Source organism: Pseudomonas sp. LBUM1679 (assembly GCF_059695565.1).
This window is the reverse complement of the sequence record NZ_CP166774.1, coordinates 3,443,487-3,469,043: the sequence shown is the minus strand read 5'-3', so window position 1 is coordinate 3,469,043 and position 25,557 is coordinate 3,443,487. Positions and strand designations below refer to the sequence as shown.

The window sequence follows — 25,557 nt, the reverse complement described above, 5'->3', positions numbered from 1 at the left end:
GGACTCAAATCGTGCAATAGCATCTTGTTTCCTTGACTATGAGTGGCAGGCTCTTATGAACAGACAATGATGAACATTCTAACCTGAAGGCACGTCCTTCCAGTGATTGCTGGACGAGACACGCCCTCTCAGATCCCCGGTTCTCCATCGGCACCCGCCAAGTCGTGCGTATAATGCTTTTCCTTTCAATTACTTAAGCTGTCCAATGAAAAAACTGCTTGCCGTAGTAGCACTGGCCCTCTCGATAATCCCCCCCGCTTTTTCAAGCCCTCCATCGACCTTTTCCGAAGCCAAGGTCATCGCAAAGCAAAAGATCTACCTCGACCAGGCGAACAGTGCCTTTGGCGAATTGTATTGTGGCTGCAAGTGGACATGGGTAGGTAAGTCGGGTGGCCGGATTGACGCTGAATCTTGCGGCTATCAAACCAGGAAACAACAGAGCCGTGCTGAACGGACTGAGTGGGAACACATCGTTCCTGCCTGGACGTTCGGTAATCAACGCCAATGCTGGCAGAACGGTGGTCGAGAGCACTGCGTAGACGATGATCCGGTTTTTCGGGCAATGGAGGCAGACCTGTTCAACCTCTATCCATCCGTTGGCGAGGTGAACGGCGACCGGAGCAATTTCAACTACGGTATGGCTTCCGGCGTGGCGCCGCAGTATGGGCAGTGCAAAACGCGAGTCGATTTCGATCAAAGATCGGCGGAACCGCGTGACGAGGTCAAAGGGCTAGTCGCCAGGACAACCTTTTACATGTTCGACCGATACGATCTGAACATGTCTCGTCAGCAGCAACAGCTCCTGATGGCCTGGGACAAACAGCACCCCGTTTCGGCTTGGGAGAAAGAGCGTGACAGGCGCATTGCGGCAATCATGGGGTATTCCAACCCGTTCGTAACCGGTGACCGTCGATGGACGCAAGGATACAAGACGGTTGGTGATGGAATGGTTAGCGTCATTCCTGTCAATCCCCCGCGAGCAGCAGCCCAGCCGTCCCTGGCGAGCACAAGCGGAGCAGGTTCGATCATTGGCAACCGGAAAAGCCAGATCTATCACCTTTCAATGGGGTGCCCAGGTTATGGTCAGGTGTCGGCGAAAAACCAGATAGCTTTTGGCTCTGAATCTGAAGCCCGGGCGGCGGGCTATCGGAAAGCGGGCAACTGTAAGTAGCTGCAGTAGCGTATTGGGAGTCCGCGGGAACCTCATCCCGCGAGGCTATCGCAGCCCGGCATCATCACTAATGCGACGAGACATAGATCGATGGCGTGGACGGCGCAGGCAACGCATAGGTCGCCTTCATCCATTCGATCTCGGCCTGGGGCGTTCGGCCGAAGAAGCGTTTGAACTCGCGACTGAATTGCGAGGCGCTTTCGTAGCGACATTGAACGCCGCAGTCGAAGCGGTCATCGCATTGCGCAGCATCAGTAATCGCGCCTGATGCAAGCGCGTCGACTTCAGGTATTGCATCGGCGACGAGTCCGTCACGCTGCGAAAATGCAGATGAAAGCTGGGCACGCTCATGCTTGCTTCCTGTGCAAGGGACTCCACATCCAGGCGCTCATGGTAGCAACTGTGGATCTTGCGGATGGCCCGAGTGATCTTGCCGAAGTGCCCCTGGCGATTAAGCGCGGCGCGCATTGAGCCACCCTGCTCGCCAGTCAGGATGCGGTAGTAGATTTCCCGCAACCATGCCGCTGGAGCGAATCAACGCAGCGCTCGACCTGATGCATGAAGGCAACTGCTTGCCTGTTACAAGCATGTCGAGGCCTAGGCGAACGAGCGTGAACATAAAAGGCCACTCCTCGCCCAGATGGCTTGCAGTGCGCGTCCAATCGGAAACGTGCTTCTTCGTCAATGAAATCTGGGTGGAACTTTCCTGCGCCGCTGCCCCCATATAAGCAGCCCTCAAAAATTTTGGTGATCAACTCTGCGCATTGCGGTACACCGTCGTGGCAGTTAACAGGAGCTTTAGATGCTTGCACTCACGGACATGCAGCGCGCGTACCTCAGGAAAATCCGAGCCTTGAGTAAAGACCTGCAAGGCAACGAAGTATTCGCTGGCCTGACGCTCGCGGAATCCATGCGGTTCAATTTTTTGAGCGAATCGCTCTTGGGGCAGGAACATCGCACGCAGGAAGACGTCGACGAGTATCTCTCCCTCGTCCAAAAGCACGAACATGACCGGCGTCAACTACTAGACGCAGAGATAGAGGCGCAGCAGAACAGATCGGCACGCCATTAAAAATCAACTGGCGTCGCTTATCTTGTCGGCACAGGTGACCAATCGAATAGCCCCCTCAGACCCTGGCTACCAATCTCAGTCTGACAGTGACAACAATCACCAGTGATTTGATGGAGTGCCTGCTTCTTTTAGATTTCGCAAACTCGCAGAATCTATCAGATTGAGTGCCTATCGATCGAGTTGCGCCTCCTGTTCAGAATGGACGATTTGAAGCCGCTCCATGTTACGCCGCTGGCATTCATACTCCGCCTCTGCTCGGGTCTGATAGGTGGTCTGCAGCCGCAGTTTTTTCTCGTTGTCGTAGAGGTTAAAACCTACGGTCGCGTTTTTACAGTAAGCGCGCGTTCCGTTTCGCATGGATTCCGTATCCGTGGGTAACGCAGGAACAACACCGAATCTCAAGGCCATCTTCACGTCCTCTTCGAATTCATCGTCGAGCTACTCTTACTACTAACTATTAGCGGCTACGGACAACTACCGCAAGGAACGTTCCTGCGGATCCGATGAATAGCTCGAGCTTGCGCCAATGCCCCTCGACGGCACATGAAAGGCTGCGTGTTCATACCAGGAGCGGTTTGTCCTGACGCCAGACGCGAGCTAGCGCTTCATCGGCTTTTCGCTGAAGGTCGGAGCGGCTATGTACCAGATCAGTTCTCCTGGCTGACGGTACGAGCTGATCAACGTCCGAATCGACATTCAGCAATAGCGCCGAGAGGCTTGCGTGCAGGGTTAACACGGCAGCGACCACATCGCATTGCAAGAATGGCTTCACACAGGGTAAGCCCCTCTCCGCAAGGTCGATGCCCTGAAGGCAGCATCTCGCAGCTGCGAGTGCACCTAAGGTAATTTCCAGTGTTCGCTGCTGACTGTGCCCTTGAGAGTCAGTCAATGGCTCTTCGATAAAAGCACTGAACGCCCGAACATCATTATCGGCGTGGGCCTTCATGACGGCCATCAGCTGCTCCACCTCATAGAGGGTCTTTTTCCGCTCGTCCTCCAAATTGCTGGCAGCGGATTTTCGTAGCGCCATGAGGAGAAGCGCAAGCCCGAAGCTGGCACATACGCATGACGTGGCACCACAGCTTGGTACCGACGTATCGGCCGCAATGTTGTCCCGAAAAGACTCGAGGCTTGATGACCAAATGCTCATCCGCAGCATCTCCTTCAAGGCAGTGTATCTTTTTTTTGGGCCCAAGACAGTGCTGGAGACGGCCACGCATCATCTGCAATACACCCGGATTTTCTTGCACAGCGACTTCTGAGCCCCGAACTTCTCCGTGGCTCGCATCATACGTGCCAAGGAAATCTTTTTTTTATCCGTGCAATCTCGGTGAGACGCTTGACGAACATCCGGCTGCAGCAGATCTCCCGCTTGGGTGGATCAGGCCCTTCGAATTCCAGGCACGGCTGGCCAGCTAATTCACGGGCCGCCCTCTCGCTCCGACAATGAATTTCTTGCGCAACATCAATGGGTAACATGCGGGCATCCCTGCGCCAACCACCCAAAAAAACTGATAAATGCTTAGGGGTGTTAAATGATTGAACCCTTGACGCGCCACCAGAGTCCTTAACTTAGGTAATAAATTGCTACGAAAATTATTCTAAGCAGGAGTTTGGGAATGGATATTGAAAAAATACATATCAATGGTCAGACAATCCGTGTAGGTGTGCGCACAGGGTTACCCAATACAACTCCCCTTATGATATTCAATGGAATTGGATCTGGCCTTGAGCTAGTCCTGCCCATTGTTAATGCAATGCACCCTGATCTGGAGGTCATAGCATTTGACGTTCCCGGTGTAGGTGGCTCATCCATGCCAAGTTTTACTTATACTTTTTCTGGCCTGGCCAAAACCGTAACGGAAATCCTTGATTATTTAGGGCATGAGCAAGTTAACATTATTGGTCTTTCTTGGGGTGGATTCTTAGCGCAGCAATTTGCTTTTGATTATCCACAACGGTGTAAGAAGCTTATACTCGCAGCCACATCATGTGGATTGATGTCCATCCTGCCAGATTACAAAGTGTTGGGATTGATGGCCAGTCCGCGCCGTTATACCGACCCTGAATATGCCGCCAGCATTGCACCTGCCCTCTACGGAGGCAAGTTCCGGTACGACAAGAAGCTCGCCTCTTTGCACGCCAAGGAAATGTGTGCTGATAAATCACCTTACGAAGTCACTACTGGCTATAGCTATCAAATGATGGCCATTGCATGGTGGTCTAGCGCTTTCTGGCTGAACCAAATAGTCCAGCCTACGCTAGTGTTGGCAGGTAGCGATGATCCAATCATTCCATTGTCTAACATGAAACGATTATCTGATCAGATCGCTAATGCAGAATTGCATGTATTTGATGACGGACACTTGTTTTTCCTTACGGACTTACCCAACGTAGCCCCGATCATTAATGAATTTTTACTTTGACCTCTTTAGGCCTTAGGGGCCTTATGGCTAATCACCTCCACTCACCCTTGAGGGGGGGAATGAGTGGAATTTCATTCACCCATTTCTTTTCGACATGGCTGCTGTGTTTTTGGACAACACACCCGTACCACTCATGCTGCCCCCATCGATGCGCACGAGATACACGTGTGGCGCCCGAAGATCCAGGAGCTAGTCTAATGAGATCTTCTGCTTAAAAATCGATCTGCACCGTCGCCTGATGCACGGCCCCAGGCACTTTCGTCTGACACCATGAAAGGAGAAGCCAACGTGAACACCTTGAAACTTCACCCTGCACTGGACAATAGTCTCCAACCCGCCGCCGCGAATTTCACCGGTGGCACCCTGCAATGCCTGTGTGCGACCGACAAGGTCGAGGTCAGGATCGACGCACAAACCCTGCATAACCATGCGTGCGGCTGCAGCAAATGCTGGAAACCGCAAAACGCGACATTCGCCGTCATCGCCGTGGTACCTCGGGATAAGGTCAGCGTCACGGCCCACGGCGAGAAACTGGCGATTGTCGACGAAACCGCCACCATCCAGCGGCATGCCTGCAAGCAGTGCCACGCCCATCTCTTCGGGCGCATCGAGAACAAGGACCATGCGTTTTATGGCCTGGACTTCGTCCACACCGAGCTCTCTCCCCAAAGCGGATGGGCTACGCCGGGCTTCGCAGCGTTCGTGTCCTCCATCATCGAAACCGGCACTCCGCCAGCGCAAATGAAGGCCATCCGTGAGCGCCTGCGCTCGATCGGCCTGGAGCCCTATGACTGCCTGTCGCCGGACTTGATGGACGCACTGGCGACACATGTGGCCAAACAGAAAGGCCTGCTCCCCGCCGCCTGATTGGCAGACAAAAAAAAAGCCCCGCAACCGAATGCGGTGCGGGGCAAGAATTGGTTGGTTGCGGCCAACCAAAGGAGCTCTGTGAAAAGTCTTTACGTTCCGGGGTCAGATGCAATCCTGTGCGGCGCGCTCAAAACTCGAAGGCAGGAAGTTCGAGGCCAGTAAATGCCGCTCGTAGATGAACACCTTGCCGCCGCTGCCGGCCTTGTAGGCTTCCAGCACGTTGTCCGCCGAGATTTTGCTCGGCACCACGATCCGGTAGCTGCGCTGGGTCTGCGAGACAGTCGGGTTCAACGCACTGCCCTGCAATTTCGGTACGACGCAGTCGGCGTATTGGGCAGGGGTCTTGTTGGTCTGCAAGGTGCGGGTCGGATCGTTCGGCGCGGAGGCACAACCGGCAAGCAACAAAGTGGCAAACGCCATGGCAGGCACGATTAAAGGGCGCATCGGTCTCATCCTGAAAAATAAAAGGTTCGGTTTATCCCGCAACGGAACTGCGTCATTCGATGGCCGCGATTTTCCAACTATTGCCGACAAAGCAGAACTTATGTTTCGTAATGGTCACTATCACTTCCAGCAATAGTTGCGCGCCGTGCAGACGGCGTGCGCAAAAGCGGGAACAAGGTGCCTGAAATGATTGTGTGCGAGATAGAGAAAACCCTATCTCGCCACACGGGTGTCGGCGTAGTGGGTGCTACCCACTATCAACCCTGGGCTTTGCTCATTTTGGTGAACAGCTCGGTCGGCACTTTCTTGCCGTTGGCGGTGAACTGGTTGGTGCGGAATTTGTAGACCTCGCCTTCGGAGAGGAAACCGTCGTTGTTGGTGTCCATCGCCTTGAATTCCTCAGCGCCCTGCGGGGCCACGGTCAGCAACTCTTTCAGGGACACGCGGCCGTCGTCGTCGGTGTCGGTACGGGCGAAGGACGCGTCGCCGCATTTGCCTTCACCGCACTTGCCTTCACCGGCCTTGGTGACCTTGGCCCCGGTTTCGCTGGCGCCGCACTTGCCTTCGCCACACTTGCCTTCACTGGTCTTTTCCGCCGCGGCGAGTTGGTAGCCTTGGGGCAGTGCGTCAGCGGCGAAGACGGACGACGCGAGGTTCATGCTGCCGACCAGTGCAACAGCAATCAGGCCAATACGGGATTTGTTCGAGATAGAGGACATGGTTGTTTCTCCGGATACTGTGTGCGGTGAGGCCGCTCAGGGTCATGCCGCCAGGGCGATAAGCCGTGGTGCGAGGTGCGTTTGCTTTCTCGCTAAGGCCAAGCAATTTGAATGCAGCCATGTATCCCGGATGTATCCGGAGCGAGGGGCATTTGTACGCCAGCATCCGTACAGCGGGTCTAGATACACAGCGATACACATGTCCCGCTCTTTTTATTCTGGTGGCCTGAGCGGCTTCTCGATCCGATGCATGTGGCCTTCAATCGAACCCCAACCGACTGGATAGGTCTGTTCCTGTATAACTTCTTTGGAATTAGATCCTATGTCCGCACAACAGAGCCTTGTCGTAGTCGCACGGGGCGGATATGCCGCTCGAGGCGTTCTTTATCTGATCATAGGTATTTTCGCCCTGCTGGCGGCTCTCGACTCGACCAAGCCGAAGGATAGTCACAAGAGCTTGGAAGCCTTGCTAAGCCAGCCATTCGGTTACGTTTTAATCGGGCTGGTGGTCGCTGGCCTGCTCGCCTTCGCCGCTTGGCGAGTGTTGCAGGCAACACGCGACGTTGATCATCACGGTAAAGAAATGAAGGGGTTGGTAATCCGTGCAGGTTTGTTGGCGGGTGGTGTAGTCAACGGCGCACTGGCGTTTTTTGCCTTGGGCCTACTCATTAGCGGCATCAGAAGCTCGGGCAATTCCGGAGGTGGGCAAACCAAGGATTTACTGGCGTATCTGTTGTCCTGGGAACACTCGAATTTACTGGTGTACCTGGTCGCACTTGTACCACTCGGCGTAGGCATCGCTCACATCATCAAGGGCTGGAAGGCGACATTCGAGAAATATTTTGAAGCTGACGAAGACGTTATGCGTTACGTCCGACCGGTGTCTCAATTCGGTCTGATCGCCCGTGGCGTCGTTTTTATCGAGATTGCTCTGCTTCTGATGATCAGCGGCTCGAATTACAAAGCCATGGATCCGCCGGGCATGAAGGAGGCGCTCGATGCGCTCCAGAATCTGCCGGCGGGAGGTTTTATTTTGATGGTGATGGCCTTGGGGATGATCGCCTTTTCGGTTTACAGCTTTTCCGAAGCTGCTTGGCGCAAGATCAACATGGATGTGCCTGGAATGCCGAGCACAGGCAACTGATTACGGCGTGGACTGCAGGTCACCTGAGGGTTGTGCCGGGTTTCTTGAAAGCTGGCAGTGCTAGGGCACTTTCTTGGGAGCGTGAGCAGCAAGAGCGTCTTCTGAACAACCTCTGTTCGATATTCCTTGTAACCAAGAAATGCGAAGCCGTTAACTCACTGATGCGCCGTCCTTCCCAAGGGAAAAGCACGACGCGCTGTCATAAATTGTCTCAGCTCAGTCCTGCCCAGCTGTTGAATGGATCCTCACTCTGGCAGGACGCTTTGTAACCGCTCCAGGTTAACCCGCTGGCACTCACGCTCAGCTTCTTCTCGGGTTTGATAGGTTGGCTTCAGCCGCAGCTTTCCCTCATTGTCATAGAGGTTGAAGCCTATAGGTGCGATCTGGCAGTAAAAGCGCGATCCGTTACGCATCGATCCCGTTTCCGTTGGGACTGCAGGCACAACCACAAATCTCGAAATCATCTTCACGTCCTCTCTGCGCCCCTCACTATTAGCGGCTATAGGCCACCATAGCAAGCAGACTTCAGCAGTTTCCGATGAGAAGCCCGAGCGGCCCGGAAAAAGTTAGCAGGATCGTAACAAGGGATGAGTAGTTTTCCATCATGCGCCTGCGCACCGACTCAGGCGTTCAAGGCTTCGCAGATCTTAGGTCGTATGCGATTGACATAAGTGCAGCGGCGTCGAGTTCAGATAGCGCACCACATCTCTAAATTTCGCAAGCTGATGGAGGACTGCCGCCAGAGCCTCGCTATCATTCTCTGCAGGGCGTCTGCAAAGCATTGTCACCCAGTTGGTGGCCTGTTCGCTATCTACAGATGCGTGTGGGTCAAAGCGTTCCGCGATGCTACAAGCCAGCAATCCACACCCAGAATGTTCATTGCATAGCTTCACTATGCTGTCCAACTGTTCAGCATGAGATCCAACCCCATGCCCTCGTCCCATTTTTCTATCCGACGTGACCCTTTTATCCGCGTATCTGCTCTGTTTAGGGCGGAACTTTCAAGCGCGGCTGAACCCATACAACAGGCCCTCAAAATAATTAGGTGAGCAACTCTGCGCATTGCGGCACAGCTCCGCAGTGACAATTAACAGGAGATCTAAATGCTAGTGCTCACGGACATGCAGCGCGCGTACCTCAGGAAAATACGAGCCCTCAGTGAAGACCATCAGGGCAACGAAGTCTTTGCTGGCCTGACGCTCGAGGAATCTATGCGATTTAACTTTTTGAGCGAGTCGCTCTTGGGGCAGGAGCATCGGACGCAGGAGGACGTCGATGAGTATCTCTCCCTTGTCCAAAAGCACGAACATGCCCGGACTCAAATGCTAAGCGCAGAGGTGGAGGCCCAGCAGAACAGATCGGGACGTCATTAAACTCATCTAATTTCGTATGATCTGGGCGGCCACCCTGGTGGACACACGTGTCCAAAACTGCGATGGCCTGAGATTAGGCATTCAGGTGAGGGTCGGCCTTATCCGAGTTGACCACTCACAAGAAATAATCTCGGACTAAGGAACTGTATTTCACATGCCTCCCCTCCTCCAGCCTGGCTAACCCATCCGCTTGGTAATGGACTGCTCAAGCGTGTTTGGCCCCCTGCCCTAAACCTGATTCATATCCCTATCATGGCGTGATTTGCTGAGCAGCATCGCTTGCCCACTTCGTCGTTACACAAAAAATTCACATAGATTGGTCATCATGGTCAGGACGATCACCTACATGTGCGTTTTTTGACATTCGATGAGTGCTTGACGGCCTGCCAGCTGCGCATTTTCTACTACGATTGATGATGGAAGAACATGAGGCCCTGACCCTTTGTTCTTGCAAATGAGCGCAGCTGCCGGTGCCCTGATCTCATGAACCTCAGCCATCCGCTCCTCGTTGGAGCCGACTAGCCCAACGACGTCGCCATGGGAAGGATTACTGGTTGGCATCGTCTTGAAGTAAATGTGCGGTGACGTTTCTGACCCGAGCCGGCCTGCCACGCGAGATAGCAGGTTGAGCTAAAAAATAAAAACAGATCAATCAAAAGGGTTCTGCAATGAACGACACGCGAAAGTCTCATCAACCCATAGCCTGTCTCAACCGGGCTCTTGAACGTAACAACCAGCTTTTCTGCGAAGCACAAAGCTTGAGCTACGCCGCGCTGGACATTCTTGATCGGCCCTACCTGGATACAGCCGCTTTCAGCCAGTTCCAGGAAAAGCGACGGCATGCCGATCTTAAATATGATGATGCCATCGAGCACCTTCGATCGCTGATGACGAAATACCACCTTCCCCTTCACACCCAACATTTCCGATAACTTAAGGACGCCTTGATTTGCCATGGATGTCTGATTCAACAGGGAGATGAGTCCTCATGTATAAAATGAGTGCAGGCTATGCCTGCGTGCTGGTGAAAATGCTTTCGGCGCAAGGATTGGATGTCGACCGTCTGTGCCAGGAGTCTGGGCTTGATATGAAGCTCGCAACGATACCGGGATCATTCTGCGAACGAAGCACTATCTACCGCCTATTGGATTTGGCTGCTCAGGCTTCCGGCGATCCAAACATCGGTTTGAAATCGGCCGAGAACTTCCATCCAGGCATGTTTCAGGTCGTCGGCTATACAATGATGTCCAGTTCGAACCTCAAAAATGCATTCGAACGACTGGTTCATTTCAGCCCGTTGATCGGCACAGGTTTCACCATGTTTGTTGTCCAGGAACAACAGCATTACCGCCTGGCCACGTTCGATCACCATCAACGAGGCTCGATCAAACCCCGCCAGTACACCGATGCCAGCCTCGGAGCCCTGCTAGGTGTTTACCGCTGGCTGAGTGGTAACAAATCGTTGAGACCGCTGAGTGTGGAATTCAGCTATCCCCAACCCAAAGACATCCATGAGCATCAGCAGCTGTTTGGCTGCGAGCTACGTTTCGGGGCAGCCAATGACAGCATCCTGTTCGACGGCGAGGAGCTACTGCGTCCGTTACGCATGGCCAACGAAGCATTGGCCAAGCTCCATGAAAGCTATGCCAACGGTCAGCTTGACCTGCTGAATGACTCCACCGTGGTGTGCAGGATTCGTGCGCTGATCGTCGAACGCCTGAGCCAGGCGCAAACACAGCGCCAATGTAATATGGAATCGATTGCGGCCGCGCTGAGCATCAGCAAGCGAACATTGCAACGGGCACTGGAGAAGGCAGGCACGCAGTTCACGAATATCCTGAACCATATGCGTCAGCAGCTGGCCGACTTCTATCTGCGCCATTCCCATTTCAATATGCAGCACGTAACTTACCTACTTGGCTTCCACGATCACAGCAGTTTTCACAAGGCTTGCCTGCGCTGGTTCGGCATGACGCCCGGTCAGTATCGAGCCTGTCAAGAATCGCTCGAGGCCAAGGAAAATAAGATTCATTTAGCCCACTAAGGGAGGCGTTATGCCGTGGGGAGAGCGCCTTGGTGCTCATCTTGGTTTACCTCAGGCGAAGTCATCTGGCCGGAAATCCCAGGCCAGTCTTTGCAGTATTCACGTCAGGGTTTCGTACACATGCACGTAAATGTTGCGTCAGCACCCATGTCTGAAAAGACACCTCAGACCGTGTCTTTACATCTCGAGCTAAAAGTGACTGAACTCACCATTGATTTGAGGGATTGCCTGCTTCTTTTAAGCCAGGATAATCATCGAGCCCAATCCCAGCTTCAACGTTCGTCTGCTCGGGGACGGGGCTATGAAACACCCCGGCTTCAGCATCAGCACGCATCTGTTCGAGTTCTTTGATGAAGGCTTTGTCTTGAACCGTGGGCTTAGTGGTGTATCGCTTACGTTCAGGGTCGGGTTGGGCGGCATACGTCGTTACCGCATCAGGGTCGCGCTGCAGCTTTTCTTTAACTTGAGATTCCAGCATCGCACGAAGTGCATCTTTATCTGGGCGATTTAGCAATTTATTACTCCAGTGACAGGAAATCAGAGGCAAAAAAGAGCTATGTCATTTGCCGGCTGATGAAATTAAAATTGTAGTTTGCTTTAGTGAACGCGCCACAGATCGACAGCTCCCACCGACGGGCTCGAAGTCTCAGACAGAATTTCGCCCGCTCGCAGAATTTATCAGATTGGGCGCCAATCGACCGAGCTGCGCCTTCCGTTCTGAATGGACGATTTGAAGCCGTTCCGTGTTGTGCCGCAGGCACTCATACTCGGCCTCCGCTCGGGTCTGATAGGTGGTCTGCAGCCGCAGCTTTTTCTCGTTGTCGTAGAGGTTAAAACCTACGGTCGCGGTTTTACAGTAAGAGCGCGTTCCGTTGCGCATGGATTCCGTATCCGTGGGTAATGCAGGAACAACACCGAATCTCCAGGCCATCTTCACGTCCTCTTCGAGTTCACCGTCGAGCCACACTCTAACTACTAACTATTAGCTGCTACGGACAACTACAGCAAGAAACGCTCCTGCGGATCCGATGAATAGCTCGAGCTTGCGCCAATGACCATCGACGGCACTTGTGCGCGCTATCGCTTTGGCGGAACACCTATTCAAAATTATCCGTTGTCAGCGCCTTCAGCGCATATGTGCGCTCTTTCTAATCCCCGTCTGCCCTATGACTCCGCCGTGCCACCTTTTCTTTCGGAAAACCTCGGCTCTGTATGGGCGACTTTTACGCTCCATCATTCGGGCGGCTATCCAGGCAACCTTGTCTGACCGTTGCGGGTGGTGACATCCAGTTCCGCCAGCATCAGTCTAAAAGCCCTCATGCGCGTCGAGCATAGCTTCCGCTGAACAGTAAGAGTTTCACGCATTGCCGAAACCACCTGAGCATAGGCGTGGGCTAATTCACGCTCCTTTCTGCACTGTCATGCAATCGAGTCCCTGGACGGTGTGGAAGATTGGCCATCCGCTGATGGAAGTGCATCGCTGGTGATGATTCCAGTATGGGCTTGCTGGTAGCTATCCAGACCGAAAGCGGTGCTCATGAAACCGGAATGAGCCTCTTTACTCCGAAAGGGCCGGGTGAACCGATGTCGATATCGTTCCCTGAGATTCCGCATCACTCGCAGGCTTAAACTTGAGATTGACGCGAGGCTGGCACCCGAACGCTGTCAAACCACTCATGGCACCAGTAGGGCTTGATGAATCTCAATAGAAGGAATTGCAACTTCGATACGCCGGCTTTCAAGCCAACCTCTCGTTTTGCTGACATCGAAAATCTGGCCCTGATCCATCAAGGCCAAGAGTAGCTCATCAGAAATTCGGTAGCGTCCACAATCCGGGCAATCCCTCTCTTCCCATGAGCCATGACACTGAATGCGCTCTGCGACACCTACACAAATAAGACAATTCATCGCGACCACCAATTTTATAGTTGTACCCGATCCGTTGTAGACCGCTTGCGACGGGCGTGCGCACAAGCACTTAATCGCGTGCGCTGATGAGGCTGGTGTTTGGTCGACTGAAAAATCGAAAGAAAGTTCGGTGCGATGACCCTTTCGGTGCAAATAGGTCGTATCAACCGATCTTGCCTAAGCACTGGCGGGAAGCGGCGGCGCTCCTAGCTCTTTGCCCTTGTTCTTTAGCAGTGCCTGCATCTGCCCGGAGGCGGTCGTCACAGCTATCCGATCAAAAGCGATGGCGGAGCTTGTTATGACGTCTACCCTTACGCTGCTAGACGGATCGGGAGCCGATACTGCTTCTCCCGTTACGCCCCGAAATCACTCAGTGAAAAATGGGAGGAATTCGAAGATGGATGAGCAAAAAATTCGAGAAGCTGCATATCGGCTTTGGGAAAAAGATGGGAAGCCGCAAGGACAAGACCTGGAACACTGGTTTACTGCTGAAAAAACAGTCGGCGAAGAGGATTTCGACCGTTCAACCGCTGGCTCAACGCAAGGTAGCGAAGCTGACCCATCCCAAGCTGGCTCTTAGATGAAGATCAATGACTGGTAGATACCCATCGATAGCGCGCACCGTCGAATGCGCGCTATCGCCGTGACCGGACACTTACCTCTATTGCCCCTAGGCGCTTCAATCATTGAGGCGACCATCCTGCTTGTACGTATCCTCCTACAGCCGGATTACCCGATCCGTAAGACTTGAGTCGTCGTGACCTGGTGGGCTCTGATGCCGCGAGTCCACCATTTGCCGTCGCGCTCACGCACAGATCGAACAGTTCATCAACTTGAGCCTTGCGGTGCTCATGACACCCGAGTGACCTGCCAATAGGTCTCGGGCCTGGCTCACGGCCAGCGCAGTCGATCTTCCTAAGAAAATACCATTTTCATTTCTCCAGGAAAACACTTAACCGGCACGGTCGCTCACACGCGCCACTTGGAAAACGGTGATTTGGAATTGCAGATCGACGTATGACAATCCATCTCTAGGCTGATGGCTATTTACGAGCGAAATGCCGACATCACCGCAAGACTTCACCCCGCTTACGCTTTCGTTCGGTCTCTACAATGTGAAAGCTACGGATCGAGTCCCCACATTCATGGCTGGCCGCAATCGGTTGCAGCCCGTTTTCACAGATAGCAATCGACCCAACGCGGCCGATATCGATTCAGTCTTTAAAATCGAGGCGCGCGCATAGAGCCACGAGGCTCTGAATCAAGCAGCATTGACTGCGCCGGATCGGGTGTATTTGAGGTAATGCTTGGATGGGTGGACTTTGCCTCCGGTCTGGAAGCCATTTTTCTAACCTCGTTGATATCGACAGGACTCAGCGTTGTGTAGGCGCCACCGACGCGGAAGCTTGCGGGGATGCCCTCCTTATAAAACTCACGGCGTTTTTCGTTGCCTACTGCGAACCATCCATCAGCGCGCAAGGCCTTTTCCAGTGCCTCGCGCTCTTTCGGTTGAAATTCCAAGCGAATGGATCGGTAGGTCAGTTTCTCCAGTGCCACACCCGCGATCTTGGCGCCTCCCATAGGATCTGCTTCGCTGGAAAAGTTATCTGTGACATCCAGTGTTATTTCCGCGCTACTGGCCGTAGCGCCAAAAATGTCCATTGGCTTGCTGCGCGTGCAGGACAGGTAGTTAAAGAAGTCAACGCACTCTGTGAATCCTAGCGCTTTCCCCAGCGTATGGGTGCCGGGGACAAAGAGCCCCGAAACCTGGACGGTGGTCAGGCGTTCAGCAGATTGGGCAGTACCTGCTACCAGTAGAAGAAAGATCGCTGCCAGTTTGTTCATAACACGGCTCCCACACATTTATTGAGTTTGAAATGAGTCATGGATCGCCTGCCCCGATCTCTAGTGCTCTACTCGCTTTACCGTGCTGGCAATTTCCTCACGAGGGATGTTAGCTGTTGAAGTTACCTACCGTGGTGACGTGACACATTAGTTCAGAATCTTCACCGCCATTACGCATTACCTGGATATCCTGGATGCCGCCCTACCCCGACCGGAGAAACGCCACCTGAGAAAGGCGTGATTGACATGATGCCCAAGCGTGCTGAATCGAGTTTCTCGATGCTGTCAGTTTAAGCTTCCATCACGCTACACCCGTGCTCGGGCCAGAGGCGGCTTAACGTGGCACACCGACCTCAATAAAGAGCTACCGCTGGGCGATCCGCAACTGATGAGAGTTTGAAAAGTCATACTCAAATACCCGAAGGGACACCTATCAGGCCTTTCAGTCATTTCGATGGAACATTGACGACAGCCCATCCTCTACCTCAACACCAGCGAACCTGAGGATGTCACCATGATCGACTCATTGACCGGTATGAAGCCTGGCGAGCGTTACGCCGTCGAAAGCCTGGAACGAACACGAAATTTTCCCGGTTTCTTTCTCGACGGAAAATACTACCTGGGCCCCGAATTAATGACCGCCGTCGGGTGGCTGGAAGGTCGGCAATTTTTGTACGACGAACTCGATCCTAAAGGCGAACCGGTGTTTCCAGATCGAGTCGCCGGCACCATCGAAGACCTGACGTTGACCTTGATCGATGGTGCACGTTTGAAACTGAACAAAGTGCGATACAACGCCGCAGTAGATTTACCCTCATCAGAGGTTAGAGATCGTTCTGAGGTGTACCGAAGAGACCCGACCAGCGCCCTCCACGACAAACTGGTGGTCATCACTGGGGCATCAAGCGGCATAGGCCGCGCAGCAGCTCATGCATTCGCCAGTGAGGGCGCCCGCCTGGTACTGGGGGCACGTGACGAAGCCGCGCTCGCTGAAGTCGTCGAAGAATGTGCTGCACGTGGTGCCACAGCCCTGGCAGTCCAAACTGATGTGACTGACAGCGAACAGATGCGCGCTTTGGCGGATCAAGCTGCCGCGTTTGGTAACGGACAGATAGACATTTGGATCAACAATGCCGGTGTTGGAGCGGTTGGCAGGTTCGAGGAAACACCTCTTGAAGCACACGAGCAGGTGCTGCAAACGGATCTGATCGGTTACCTGCGCGGCGCCTATGTGGCATGGCCTTACTTCAAGGCGCAAAAACGCGGTACGTTGATCAACACCTTGTCATTGGGCAGCTGGGTCGCACAGCCCTATGCCGCTGCTTACTCTGCCAGCAAATACGGTTTGCGCGGTTTGAGTGAAGCGCTGCGCGGGGAACTGATCGGATATCCCAATATCCATGTGTGCGACATCTATCCGGCTGTCATGGACACACCGGGATTTCGCGATGCAGGCAACTTCACCGGTCATGCGCTCAAGCCACCGCCGCCCCTCTATGATCCGCATCTAGTCGCCCAGGCGATGGTTGCCTGCGCGTTACGTCCAAGACCTAGCACCACTGTTGGAGGTGCGGCCACGATGGCCCGTCTGGCGCATTTACTGGTACCGGGGTTCCCGCTCTTGTCAGGATGGTTGACTCGCTTGGGTGTAGAACATGGCCCGCAGTCTGAATCGTCATCAGGGAATCTGTTTGCGCCGCCAAGTGGTGTTCGCCGCATTGAAGGTGGGTGGCGTGCAGCCAAGCACAGACCGTCCATCCTGGTTGCTGCAGGCGTGGCATTGTTATTTGGCGGATGCTTATACGCGCTTAATCGTCGTGGACGGCGAGAACACTCCCGCTAGTCAACTCTACATCCAGGAGAAACGTATGACCCAGACAGCATTGGTCGTGGGGGCCAGCGGCATCGTTGGCAGCGCCATCAGTCAGTTACTGATCGACAACTAGTGGAAGGTCGCCACGCTGTCGCGACATCCGTCGCAGGCCCCCGGAATGATCCCCCGTTCCAGTACGGATACTCGAGTAGGCGCGAAGGCGCCCTGCGCACAACCACCATCAATTGCAGGCATTGGTATGCCTGACTGACAAGAGCTTGTGCACCTTACTTATAACCCCGGGCTGCTAAACCCGATCACTGATGAGCAGTGACGCGAATCAAGTTACCGAGCAACCTCAAGGCGCACAAGCCGACGGATTCTGGCGTACCTGTAGGCAACGACGCAAGGTCTTGTAGTTCTCAGGAAGTAAGCTGTAGGGCGCTTAAACAAGCGATCTCGAATGGTGTTGAAGGGGCTGGTGTAGGCGTACGACAGGAGGTAAGACCATTGAGAATGAATAAAAACGGGTACCAGAAGGCTTCTTGCTTAAGCTTACCTTCTTCGGCCATGAACTTGCGGGTTTCGGCCGTGAATTTCCGAATTTCAATTTGTAGTTTATCGAGTTCCAGATTGTCGCGGTCGTTTTGCCTGCCTGATGCTGCAACACAACCCTTAAATCGATTAGCTATTTGAGTTAGAAAAATTCGTTTCTACGAGCTCGGGATAAGTGACTAGCCTTTGCACTCTCGGCCTGAGCCGTTTCCGCGACCCTCGATACGGTTCAAGGTCCTATCCGTTTGACTGGAGGGACCGATGGAGCCTGCTGAACACAAGTCCGGTAGCACGGGACAGCCCCCCAATCGCGGCTTGACGCCCGAGATCGTCTCGCCCAAAGGCGGCGGTGCCCTCAGCGGGATGGGCGAAAAGTTTGCCGCTGACCCCGTCACCGGGACGGGCTCGATGTTGGTGCCCATTGCCACGTCTCCCGGGCGCAGCGGATTCGGCCCTCAGCTGTCCATCAACTACAACTCCGGTGCAGCAAACGGGCCCTTCGGCTTCGGCTGGAACCTGTCGCTTCCCGTCGTCTCGCGCAAAACGGAAAAGGGCTTGCCGCTGTACGGGGCGGCAGAAGAGCCCGACATCTTCATGCTCTCGGGTGCCGAAGACCTGATGCCGGTCCTGCTCCGTGTCGACGACGACTGGGTCCGCGAAGTCCTGCCGCCGCGCACCGTGTATGGACACCCGTACAGCATCCACCGGTATCGGCCTCGCATTGAAGGATTGTTCGCGCGCATCGAACACTGGGTGAACACTGCCAACACGGCGGACACGTTCTGGCGCTCGATCTCCAAGGACAACGTCACGACCTGGTACGGCAGGACTGCGCAGAGTCGGATTGCGGATCCTCTGGACCCCGGGCGCATTTTCAGCTGGTTGATTTGCGAAAGCCATGACGACAAGGGCAACGCCGTTTTTTACGAATACAAGCCGGAGGACTCGGCAGGCGTCGACCTGTCCCAGGTCCAGGAGCGCAATCGCAGTGACCTGACGCGATCGGCCCAGCGTTACGTCAAGCGCATCCGTTACGGCAATCGCGTGCCTTACTTGCCGGACCTGACCGCCACCGAACCGCCCCCGCCACCCGTCGACTGGTGCTTCGAGGTGGTATTCGACTATGGCGAGCACGACCTGCTGGCCCCGGTCCCCCAGGACACTTCACAGGCATGGACCTGCCGGCCCGATCCATTCTCGAACTATCGTGCATGCTTCGAGATCCGCACCTATCGCCTGTGCCGGCGAGTGCTGATGTTTCATCATTTCGCCGGTGAATCGAACGTCGGCCTCGATTGCCTGGTGCGCGCCACCCACCTGGAACACGCATCTGCCCCACCCGTCGACACCACGCAGCCTTTTTACGCTTTTTTGCGCTCCGTCACCCAGACGGGCTACGTTCGCGATGGCGCCGGATACCGCGCGAGTTCGCTGCCACCGCTCGAGTTCGACTATACCCAGGCTGAAATCGACGAGTCCGTGCGCGACCTCGACGCTGTAAGCTTGCGCAACCTGCCGAGTGGGCTCAGCGATGCCAGCTATCGCTGGGTGGATCTGGACAGTGAAGGCGTCCCCGGCATCCTGACCGAACAGGGCGGCAGCTGGTATTACAAGTCGAACCTGAGCCCGGCCAACCGGCAGGTCATCGCCGGCACCGAAGTCTCCCTGCCGCGCTTCGGGCCGACGCAGCGCGTAGCACGGCAACCCTCGCCGGCGTCCTTGCACAGCGACCGCGTGCATCTGATGAATCTGTCGGGTGCCGGCGATCTCGCTGTCGTGACATTCGACGGCCCCTCCCCCGGCTATTTCGAACGCACCGATGAGCAGGACTGGGACCGTTTCAAGCGGTTCCGGTCGATCCCTGTCCTCGACTGGAGCAACCCCAACCTCAGGTTCGTCGATCTGACCGGCGACGGCTTCCCCGATCTGCTCATCAGCGAGGACCACGCGTTCTGCTGGCATGCCTCCTTGTCGGTCGATGGCTTCGCCACAGCGCAGCACCGGCCCCAGTCACTGGATCAGGAAGCAGGACCGCAACTGGTGTTCGCGGATGGCAGCGAGTCGATCTTTCTCGCCGATATGTCCGGGGACGGCCTGACCGACCTCGTGCGCATTCGCAACGGCGAGGTCTGCTACTGGCCCAACCTTGGTTATGGCCGCTTCGGCGCCAAGGTCACCATGGCGCAGTCGCCCCGCTTCGATCACGCCGACCTGTTCGACGGCAACCGCCTGCGCCTCGCCGACATCGATGGGTCCGGCACCACGGACATCCTCTATTTCACGAGTAACGCGATCGATCTTTATTTCAATCAATCCGGCAACGCCTGGGGCAGTCGACGCCGCCTCGCACATTTCCCGGCCGTCGAATCCGTATCGTCGGCCACGGTGCTGGACCTGCTCGGCAACGGCACGGCCTGTTTGCTCTGGTCTTCACCCTTGCCCACGAGCGCATCGCGCCCGATGCGCTACATCGACTTGATGGGTGGCCACAAGCCCCACCTGCTGGTGCGCTCGCGCAACAACCTGGGCGCAGAAACTGTCGTCCGGTACGCGCCCTCGACCCGGTTCTACGTGGCCGACAAACTGGCGGGCACCCCCTGGCTGACCCGCCTGCCGTTTCCGGTGCATGTGATCGAACACGTGGAAACCTATGACTACATCAGCCGCAATCGCTTCGTCACCCGCTACGCCTACCACCACGGCTATTTCGACGGAGTGGAGCGCGAATTTCGCGGTTTCGGCCGCGTCGATCAGTGGGACACCGAAGAGATCAGTGCCGTCTCCCAGGGCGGCGCGTTTCCAGGGGCGAACAACCAGGACCCTGCGTATTCAGTGCCGCCGGTGCACACCAGGACGTGGTTCCACACGGGGGGCTATTTCGGCGAATCGAGCGTCTCCCGGCAGTTCGCACAGGAGTATTACGACGAAGGCGACGACAGCAGCTTCATTGCGGGGTTGAGCGACGCAGAACAGCAAAGCCTGCTGCTCGACGACACGCTGCTGCCCGACGCCGTGCTGCTTGCCGATGGCAGTCGCCTGCCATGGAACGGCTCACCCGATGAGATGCGCGAGGCCTGCCGCCCGTTGCGTGGCTCGATTCTGCGCCAGGAAATCTACGCGCTCGACGGCTCTGACGCCGCCGACCGTCCTTACAGCGTCTCCGAGCGCAACTACAGGATCGAAGTTCTGCAACCACGGGGGGAAAACCCCTATGCGGTGTTCTTCGCGTTCACCTGCGAGGCGATTGACTTCCATTACGAGCGCAAGCTTTACAAAGTCCTCGGCAACCAGCTGGTGGATCAGGCAGCGCCGCCGCCCGGCGCGACGGAAGCCGCCGACCCGCGGGTGTCCCACGCGCTGACGCTCCAGATCGATCCCTTCGGCAACGTGCTGCAATCCGCGGCGGTCGCCTACGGGCGCCGTTATCTGGATCCCTCGCTGACGCCGCAGGATCAACGCAAACAAACAGCGCCACTCAGCACCTATGCGCAGGCGGCCTTCACCAACGCGGTCCTCGCCGAAGACGCGTACCGTGCGCCGTTGCCTGCGCAATCGAGCAGCTACGAACTGATCCAGCTCCCGCCATCGGATGCGCCGCCCGGCATTACACCGCTGCTGGGGTTCGCGCAATTGGCCAGTGCCCTTCAAACCGCAGCAGACGGCGCACACGACATCGCCTTCGAAGACCTGAATCCCTCGGGTCTCCAGGCAGGGCAAACGTACCGGCGATTGATTGCGCGGGCTAGCACTTTCTACCGGCCCGACGATATGGGCACTGCGGCCGCCGACGCCAACGCACTCCTCCCGCCTGGCACGCTGGAGGCGCTGGCGCTGCCAGGCGTCCAGTACCAGCTCGTATTCACCCCGGGACTGGTTTCGCAGGTCTATCGGCGGGACGGCGCTGCGCTGCTGCCCGTGCCTGCCGACGTGCTTGCCAGCATCGCCGCCGATGGCGGTGGTTATGTCGACTTGAATGGCGACGGCCATTGGTGGCAGCCCTCCAGCCGGGTTTTTTACTCACCCACCGCCACCACGCCCGCCGCCGAAAAATCCGCGGCGCTCGAGCATTTCTATCTGCCGTGCCGCGCCGTGGATCCCTACGGCAATGACGCGACAGCCACCTTCGACGTGCACGATCTGGTTCCGGTGCACACCACCGATGCGGTTGGCAACTCGACAACGGCCACCCACGACTACCGCGTGCTGTTGCCGGTGCTCGTCACCGATCCCAACGGCAATCGCAGCGCTGCTGCCTTCGATGCACTCGGCTTTGTGGCGGGGACCGCCATCATGGGCAAGGCCACCGAAAGCCTGGGTGATTCACTCACCGGCTTTGCCGACGGCCTGACACCTGCCGAAATCGACGGTTTTTTTGCCGCCGATGATCCCCACGACCTGGCCGGCGCGCTGCTGGGCACGGCGACGATGCGCATCGTCTACGACCCGCTGCGCTTCTTCAATTCGCGTCTGGCCGCCCCCGACGATCCATCGCAGTGGTTGCCGGCCTTTGCCGCCACTATCGTGCGCGAAACGCATGTCAGCGACCTTGCACAGGGTCAGACCAGCAAAATGCACCTTGCTTTTGGGTACTGCGATGGCTTCGGCCGAACCGTGCAGAAGAAAGTCCAGGCCGAACCTGGGCCGGCCGTGGCGGACGGCCCTGTGATCGATCCGCGTTGGGTCGGCAGCGGCTGGACCATTTGCAACAACAAGGGCAAACCTGTGCGGCAATACGAGCCGTTTTTCAGCCAGTTACCAGCGAAGGGGCACCAGTTCGAATTCGGCGTACAAGCGGGCGTCAGCGCGATTCTTATCTACGACCCGTTAGGCCGCGTAGTCGCCACGCTCCATCCCAATCAGACCTACGAGAAGATCGTCTTCGATGCGTGGCATCAGCAATCCTGGGACGCAAACGACACCGTGCTGGTGGACCAGCCTGCAGCCGATGCGGACGTGGGCAGCTACCTCGGTCTGCTGCCCACCGGTGATCTGGCACCGACCTGGTATGCGCAACGCATCAACGCCAATCTCGGCCAGCAGGAGCAGGATGCCGCTGCGAAAGCGGCCGCCCACGCCAACACGCCCGGCATCACCCACCTGGATGCGCTGGGACGCCCGTTCCTGACCATCGCCGACAACGCCGCCGCCGGCCGATACGCGACGCGCGTCGAGCTCGACATCCAGGGCCTGCAGCGGTCCGTCAGCGATGCGCTCGACCGCAAGGTCATGGTGTACGACTACCACATGCTGGGCGGCAGTGTTCATAAGTCCGGCATGGAAGCCGGGCAGCGCTGGAGCCTGGACGATGTCACCGGGAAAACCATTCGCGCCTGGGATTCCAGAGGCCACAATCACCGCAACGAATACGATGCACTGCGCAGGCTGACCGGCTTGTTCGTGCAGGGCACCGACGCCGTGAATTCCGATCCGCGCACCCTGACCGAGGTGCAGTACCACCAGGTCGTTTACGGTGAAGGAATGCTGGACGATGTGCTGCTCAATCTTCGCACCCGTGCCTACTCGACCCGCGACACGGCCGGTGTCGTCACCCACCTGGCACTCGACCCGGTTACCGGGCTGCCGCATGCCTACGACTTCAAGGGCAATGCGCTGGGGGTCAAGCGGCAATTCATCGAGGACCATCAGCTATTGCCGAACTGGTCGGCACCGCCAGTACTTGGCAGCACCTTCATCGGCCATACCCAATACGATGCGCTCAACCGTCCGACCGCGGCTACCACCCCTGATGGAAGCATCACGCGTACCACCTATAACGCCGCCAATATGCTCGAGACCGTCAGCATCAATCTGGCGGGCGCGGCGGCGCAGACGCCCTTTATCACCAACATCGATTACGACGCCCAAGGCCGTCGCACGTTGATCGACCATGGCAACGGCGCCAGGACGAGGTACGACTACGATCCATTCACCTCGCGTCTGACGCGGGTGCTCACCCGACGCAACCCGGCCGGTTTTGCCGACGATTGTCCGTCGCCACAGGACACGGACTGGCCCGGATGCCAGATCCAGAACCTCGTCTACACCTACGATCCGGTGGGCAACGTCACCGCCGTTCGCGACACCGCGCAGCAAACCATTTTTTTCCGCAACCAGCGCGTGGAACCGAGCAATGACTATGCCTACGATGCCCTCTATCGCTTGACGCTAGCCAACGGCCGCGAGCTCCTTGGACTGGGCGCCAACGACATCCCGCTGGCACCGGCGGCGAGTTCATACAGCGACGCGTCTCGCGTTCGCTTGCCGAGCCCCCATAACGGCAAAGCCATGGGGACGTACACCGAGCACTACGACTATGACCCCGCAGGCAACTTTCTCAGGTTGATTCATAAGGGCAGCCAGCCCATCCATGCGGGATGGACGCGTACTTACAACTACAACGAAACCAGTGCGCTGGAGCCGGGAAAGGTCGGCAATCGCCTGTCCTCAACGGTTGTCACCGGGACCCAGGGCCTGACCGAGGCGTACGGATACGACCTTCACGGCAACATGACGTCGATGCCGCAATTGCAGGCGATGCAGTGGAATTTCCATGACGAGCTCTCTATGTCGCAGCGCCAGGCGGTGAATGCCGACGATGCCGATGGCGCGCTGCACCTGGGCGAGCGCACGTTCTACGTGTACGACGGTACCGGCCAACGGGCCCGCAAGATTACCCAATCGCCGGCTGGCATCAAACGCAAGGAGCGGTTCTATCTGGACGGATTCGAAGTGTATGTCGAGTACGACAACGCGGGCGCCCTCACCCTGCAACGCGAAACGCTGCACGTGGCCGACGACCGGCAACGCATCGCCCAGGTAGAGACGCGGACCCAGGGCAACGATGGTTCTCCCGCGCGGTTGGTGCGTTATCAGTTCAGCAATCACCTGGGTTCGGCGGTGCTGGAACTGGACGATGCGGCGCAGGTGATTTCCTACGAAGAGTTTTGTCCCTACGGCAACACATCGTACCAGGCGGGACGCAGCGCGGTGGAAGTCAGCCGCAAGCGCTATCGCTTCACCCGGATGGAGCGCGATGAGGAAAGCGGGCTGAGCTACCACGGGGCCAGGTACTACGCGACCTGGCTGGGCCGATGGACGAGCTGCGATCCCACCGGACTGCAAGGCGGCCTCAACTTGTACGAATACGTCATGTCCTGCCCCACCGGGCTGACTGATCCGGCCGGGACTGATGATGGCCGTCCGACGGACGAGGACATCGCCAGGATCGACGCCCGTACCAAGGAAATTCGCGACCTGCTGACCCCGGACCTGCCTCGCTGGAACGCCCAGGGCCCGCCGATAACGCCGACGCAGAGGGGCAAGATCAAGGAGCGGATCGACATGCTGCGCACACTCATACCCAAGCTGTACGACGCCGGCGACAACCTCGACGCTTCAATCATCGTCCATATGATCGGCGACATGCTTTTCGAGATAAAGATAAGCGAAAAACAATGGAATGCCCTTTCGGACGCTAATAAAGGTTACTGGGGAATGAAACTCGACCATCCGGAATGGGCGGTCAAACCCAACGCCTTGAACATGATGACCGGTGCGATCGTGACCGAAAGCATGAGCACCGACGTGCAGGTTTTCCAGGGTATTGCCATGGGCTTCCTGACGATGTCGGCCATGCCCGCCAAACCCAAGGCACCCGTGGCGCCCGGCGCGGATGATGTCAGGGGGCCGCACAATTACCTCCCGGTCAAAAACGGCCCGCTTTATCTGGCGGACTCCGAAGGCGTCCTGGCGCACCTGTCGAACGATCGCTGGTACTCGAGGTGGATACGCGGGGGGACTCAACTCATCCTGAGCAGAGGCCCCGTTACCCAGGGCGGCCTGTTGAATGCGATACGCCGGTTCGGCCGGACGGGGCGAAGGCTGACGATTCTGTCGGGGCCCCATGGCGATGAGACAGGGCGAATGTTGTCGCAGACCGCCGATGATCTTAATCCCAACGTGGGGGGGCAGCGGCATTTCCTGAACGCGGACATCAACGTCATCGGCCGAAACGGCCATGCGCCCGGCGTACGCGTGCTCAATGCCGAACTCTTGTCGGACATGCAGCTCAAGACAGTCCTGACCTCTGGCGATGACGTGTATGCAGCGTGGTGCCACAGCGGTGTTTGTGCCCAACTCAGTCGAGCTTTTGATCGACTCTCGCAATAGTCAG

General features: G+C 56.6%; 20 protein-coding genes and 2 pseudogenes. 11 read left to right on the top strand and 11 right to left on the bottom strand.

The genetic code is table 11. The annotated features are described in order from the left end of the window. Nucleotides 1-205: 205 nt before the first annotated feature. Nucleotides 206-1,171 carry an endonuclease gene (locus tag ACA062_RS15805; RefSeq protein ID WP_497457231.1) on the top strand — a complete coding sequence of 322 codons (966 nt, stop codon included), beginning with the start codon at nucleotides 206-208 and terminating at the stop codon, nucleotides 1,169-1,171. 67 nt (nucleotides 1,172-1,238) lie between these two features. Here the strand turns inward: ACA062_RS15805 and ACA062_RS15800 are convergent. After that, a pseudogene (locus ACA062_RS15800) lies at nucleotides 1,239-1,687 on the bottom strand (helix-turn-helix domain-containing protein); the annotation flags it as partial. Between the two features lie 286 nt (nucleotides 1,688-1,973). Between ACA062_RS15800 and ACA062_RS15795 the strand changes: the two are divergent. After that, entirely contained in the window at nucleotides 1,974-2,243 is a 270-nt protein-coding gene (locus ACA062_RS15795) for a hypothetical protein (RefSeq protein ID WP_497457230.1), read from the top strand. 168 nt (nucleotides 2,244-2,411) lie between these two features. On the opposite strand, the gene ACA062_RS15790 is transcribed toward ACA062_RS15795, so the two are convergent. The 3 genes and pseudogenes from ACA062_RS15790 to ACA062_RS15780 all read right to left on the bottom strand — a co-directional run. Continuing rightward, the gene (locus tag ACA062_RS15790; protein WP_497457229.1) at nucleotides 2,412-2,651 is read right to left on the bottom strand and encodes a hypothetical protein; all 240 of its coding nucleotides are present in this window, start codon (nucleotides 2,649-2,651) and stop codon (nucleotides 2,412-2,414) included. A 151-nt stretch (nucleotides 2,652-2,802) separates the two neighbouring features. After that, a complete protein-coding gene (locus tag ACA062_RS15785) occupies nucleotides 2,803-3,402 on the bottom strand; it encodes a cyclodeaminase/cyclohydrolase family protein (RefSeq protein WP_497457429.1) in 600 nt (199 codons plus the stop codon). A gap of 63 nt (nucleotides 3,403-3,465) precedes the next feature. After that, nucleotides 3,466-3,680: pseudogene (locus ACA062_RS15780) on the bottom strand (DNA polymerase V subunit UmuC); the annotation flags it as partial. A 182-nt stretch (nucleotides 3,681-3,862) separates the two neighbouring features. On the opposite strand from ACA062_RS15780, the gene phaZ reads away from it, so the two are divergent. Beyond that, the gene (phaZ, locus tag ACA062_RS15775; RefSeq protein ID WP_497457228.1) at nucleotides 3,863-4,669 is read left to right on the top strand and encodes a poly(3-hydroxyalkanoate) depolymerase; all 807 of its coding nucleotides are present in this window, start codon (nucleotides 3,863-3,865) and stop codon (nucleotides 4,667-4,669) included. A gap of 288 nt (nucleotides 4,670-4,957) precedes the next feature. Further along, complete coding sequence (gfa, locus tag ACA062_RS15770; protein WP_497457227.1) at nucleotides 4,958-5,536, top strand: S-(hydroxymethyl)glutathione synthase; 579 nt, start codon at nucleotides 4,958-4,960, stop codon at nucleotides 5,534-5,536. A gap of 105 nt (nucleotides 5,537-5,641) precedes the next feature. On the opposite strand, the gene ACA062_RS15765 is transcribed toward gfa, so the two are convergent. Both ACA062_RS15765 and ACA062_RS15760 read right to left on the bottom strand, forming a co-directional pair. Next, nucleotides 5,642-5,983 (bottom strand): hypothetical protein, encoded by a 342-nt coding sequence (locus ACA062_RS15765; protein ID WP_497457226.1) that lies wholly within the window; start codon nucleotides 5,981-5,983, stop codon nucleotides 5,642-5,644. Nucleotides 5,984-6,240: 257 nt separating this feature from the next. Beyond that, complete coding sequence (locus ACA062_RS15760; protein WP_497457225.1) at nucleotides 6,241-6,702, bottom strand: HvfA family oxazolone/thioamide-modified RiPP metallophore; 462 nt, start codon at nucleotides 6,700-6,702, stop codon at nucleotides 6,241-6,243. 322 nt (nucleotides 6,703-7,024) lie between these two features. On the opposite strand from ACA062_RS15760, the gene ACA062_RS15755 reads away from it, so the two are divergent. Next, on the top strand, nucleotides 7,025-7,846 hold the full coding sequence (locus ACA062_RS15755; protein ID WP_497457224.1) for a DUF1206 domain-containing protein: 822 nt from the start codon (nucleotides 7,025-7,027) through the stop codon (nucleotides 7,844-7,846). A 1,103-nt stretch (nucleotides 7,847-8,949) separates the two neighbouring features. Further along, complete coding sequence (locus ACA062_RS15750) at nucleotides 8,950-9,219, top strand: hypothetical protein (protein WP_497457223.1); 270 nt, start codon at nucleotides 8,950-8,952, stop codon at nucleotides 9,217-9,219. A 518-nt stretch (nucleotides 9,220-9,737) separates the two neighbouring features. Here ACA062_RS15750 and ACA062_RS15745 read toward each other — a convergent pair. Beyond that, nucleotides 9,738-10,190, bottom strand: coding sequence for a hypothetical protein (locus ACA062_RS15745; protein WP_497457222.1), 453 nt, complete (start codon nucleotides 10,188-10,190; stop codon nucleotides 9,738-9,740). Between the two features lie 17 nt (nucleotides 10,191-10,207). On the opposite strand from ACA062_RS15745, the gene ACA062_RS15740 reads away from it, so the two are divergent. Continuing rightward, entirely contained in the window at nucleotides 10,208-11,263 is a 1,056-nt protein-coding gene (locus ACA062_RS15740; RefSeq protein ID WP_497457221.1) for an AraC family transcriptional regulator, read from the top strand. Nucleotides 11,264-11,468: 205 nt separating this feature from the next. Here the strand turns inward: ACA062_RS15740 and ACA062_RS15735 are convergent, their stop codons facing one another. Both ACA062_RS15735 and ACA062_RS15730 read right to left on the bottom strand, forming a co-directional pair. Further along, the gene (locus ACA062_RS15735; RefSeq protein ID WP_497457220.1) at nucleotides 11,469-11,777 is read right to left on the bottom strand and encodes a hypothetical protein; all 309 of its coding nucleotides are present in this window, start codon (nucleotides 11,775-11,777) and stop codon (nucleotides 11,469-11,471) included. A 132-nt stretch (nucleotides 11,778-11,909) separates the two neighbouring features. Next, nucleotides 11,910-12,194 (bottom strand): hypothetical protein, encoded by a 285-nt coding sequence (locus tag ACA062_RS15730; RefSeq protein WP_497457219.1) that lies wholly within the window; start codon nucleotides 12,192-12,194, stop codon nucleotides 11,910-11,912. Nucleotides 12,195-12,314: 120 nt separating this feature from the next. Between ACA062_RS15730 and ACA062_RS15725 the strand changes: the two genes are divergently transcribed. Together ACA062_RS15725 and ACA062_RS15720 are read left to right on the top strand one after the other, a co-directional pair. Continuing rightward, complete coding sequence (locus ACA062_RS15725) at nucleotides 12,315-12,530, top strand: hypothetical protein (RefSeq protein ID WP_497457218.1); 216 nt, start codon at nucleotides 12,315-12,317, stop codon at nucleotides 12,528-12,530. 924 nt (nucleotides 12,531-13,454) lie between these two features. Continuing rightward, nucleotides 13,455-13,751: a DUF2934 domain-containing protein gene (locus ACA062_RS15720; protein ID WP_497457428.1), complete on the top strand. Its 297-nt coding sequence runs from the start codon at nucleotides 13,455-13,457 to the stop codon at nucleotides 13,749-13,751. A gap of 641 nt (nucleotides 13,752-14,392) precedes the next feature. On the opposite strand, the gene ACA062_RS15715 is transcribed toward ACA062_RS15720, so the two are convergent. Further along, nucleotides 14,393-15,016, bottom strand: a complete 624-nt coding sequence (locus ACA062_RS15715; RefSeq protein WP_497457217.1) for a hypothetical protein — start codon at nucleotides 15,014-15,016, stop codon at nucleotides 14,393-14,395. A gap of 514 nt (nucleotides 15,017-15,530) precedes the next feature. Between ACA062_RS15715 and ACA062_RS15710 the strand changes: the two genes are divergently transcribed. Further along, the gene (locus tag ACA062_RS15710; RefSeq protein WP_497457216.1) at nucleotides 15,531-16,859 is read left to right on the top strand and encodes an SDR family oxidoreductase; all 1,329 of its coding nucleotides are present in this window, start codon (nucleotides 15,531-15,533) and stop codon (nucleotides 16,857-16,859) included. A 392-nt stretch (nucleotides 16,860-17,251) separates the two neighbouring features. Here the strand turns inward: ACA062_RS15710 and ACA062_RS15705 are convergent, their stop codons facing one another. Continuing rightward, nucleotides 17,252-17,521, bottom strand: coding sequence for a hypothetical protein (locus tag ACA062_RS15705; protein WP_497457427.1), 270 nt, complete (start codon nucleotides 17,519-17,521; stop codon nucleotides 17,252-17,254). Between the two features lie 124 nt (nucleotides 17,522-17,645). Here ACA062_RS15705 and ACA062_RS15700 point away from each other — a divergent pair, with 124 nt between their 5' ends. Beyond that, a complete protein-coding gene (locus ACA062_RS15700; protein WP_497457215.1) occupies nucleotides 17,646-25,553 on the top strand; it encodes a SpvB/TcaC N-terminal domain-containing protein in 7,908 nt (2,635 codons plus the stop codon). Nucleotides 25,554-25,557 lie beyond the last annotated feature (4 nt).

Bases quoted from the DNA above. Each gene is read 5' to 3' on its own strand.
- ACA062_RS15805 (WP_497457231.1), top strand. From the start codon at position 206: ATGAAAAAACTGCTTGCCGTAGTAGCACTGGCCCTCTCGATAATCCCC.
- ACA062_RS15795 (WP_497457230.1), top strand. From the start codon at position 1,974: ATGCTTGCACTCACGGACATGCAGCGCGCGTACCTCAGGAAAATCCGA.
- ACA062_RS15790 (WP_497457229.1), bottom strand. From the start codon at position 2,651: ATGGCCTTGAGATTCGGTGTTGTTCCTGCGTTACCCACGGATACGGAA.
- ACA062_RS15785 (WP_497457429.1), bottom strand. From the start codon at position 3,402: ATGCTGCGGATGAGCATTTGGTCATCAAGCCTCGAGTCTTTTCGGGAC.
- phaZ (WP_497457228.1), top strand. From the start codon at position 3,863: ATGGATATTGAAAAAATACATATCAATGGTCAGACAATCCGTGTAGGT.
- ACA062_RS15765 (WP_497457226.1), bottom strand. From the start codon at position 5,983: ATGCGCCCTTTAATCGTGCCTGCCATGGCGTTTGCCACTTTGTTGCTT.
- ACA062_RS15760 (WP_497457225.1), bottom strand. From the start codon at position 6,702: ATGTCCTCTATCTCGAACAAATCCCGTATTGGCCTGATTGCTGTTGCA.
- ACA062_RS15755 (WP_497457224.1), top strand. From the start codon at position 7,025: ATGTCCGCACAACAGAGCCTTGTCGTAGTCGCACGGGGCGGATATGCC.
- ACA062_RS15750 (WP_497457223.1), top strand. From the start codon at position 8,950: ATGCTAGTGCTCACGGACATGCAGCGCGCGTACCTCAGGAAAATACGA.
- ACA062_RS15740 (WP_497457221.1), top strand. From the start codon at position 10,208: ATGTATAAAATGAGTGCAGGCTATGCCTGCGTGCTGGTGAAAATGCTT.
- ACA062_RS15730 (WP_497457219.1), bottom strand. From the start codon at position 12,194: ATGGCCTGGAGATTCGGTGTTGTTCCTGCATTACCCACGGATACGGAA.
- ACA062_RS15725 (WP_497457218.1), top strand. From the start codon at position 12,315: ATGACCATCGACGGCACTTGTGCGCGCTATCGCTTTGGCGGAACACCT.
- ACA062_RS15720 (WP_497457428.1), top strand. From the start codon at position 13,455: ATGGCGGAGCTTGTTATGACGTCTACCCTTACGCTGCTAGACGGATCG.
- ACA062_RS15715 (WP_497457217.1), bottom strand. From the start codon at position 15,016: ATGAACAAACTGGCAGCGATCTTTCTTCTACTGGTAGCAGGTACTGCC.
- ACA062_RS15710 (WP_497457216.1), top strand. From the start codon at position 15,531: ATGATCGACTCATTGACCGGTATGAAGCCTGGCGAGCGTTACGCCGTC.
- ACA062_RS15700 (WP_497457215.1), top strand. From the start codon at position 17,646: ATGGAGCCTGCTGAACACAAGTCCGGTAGCACGGGACAGCCCCCCAAT.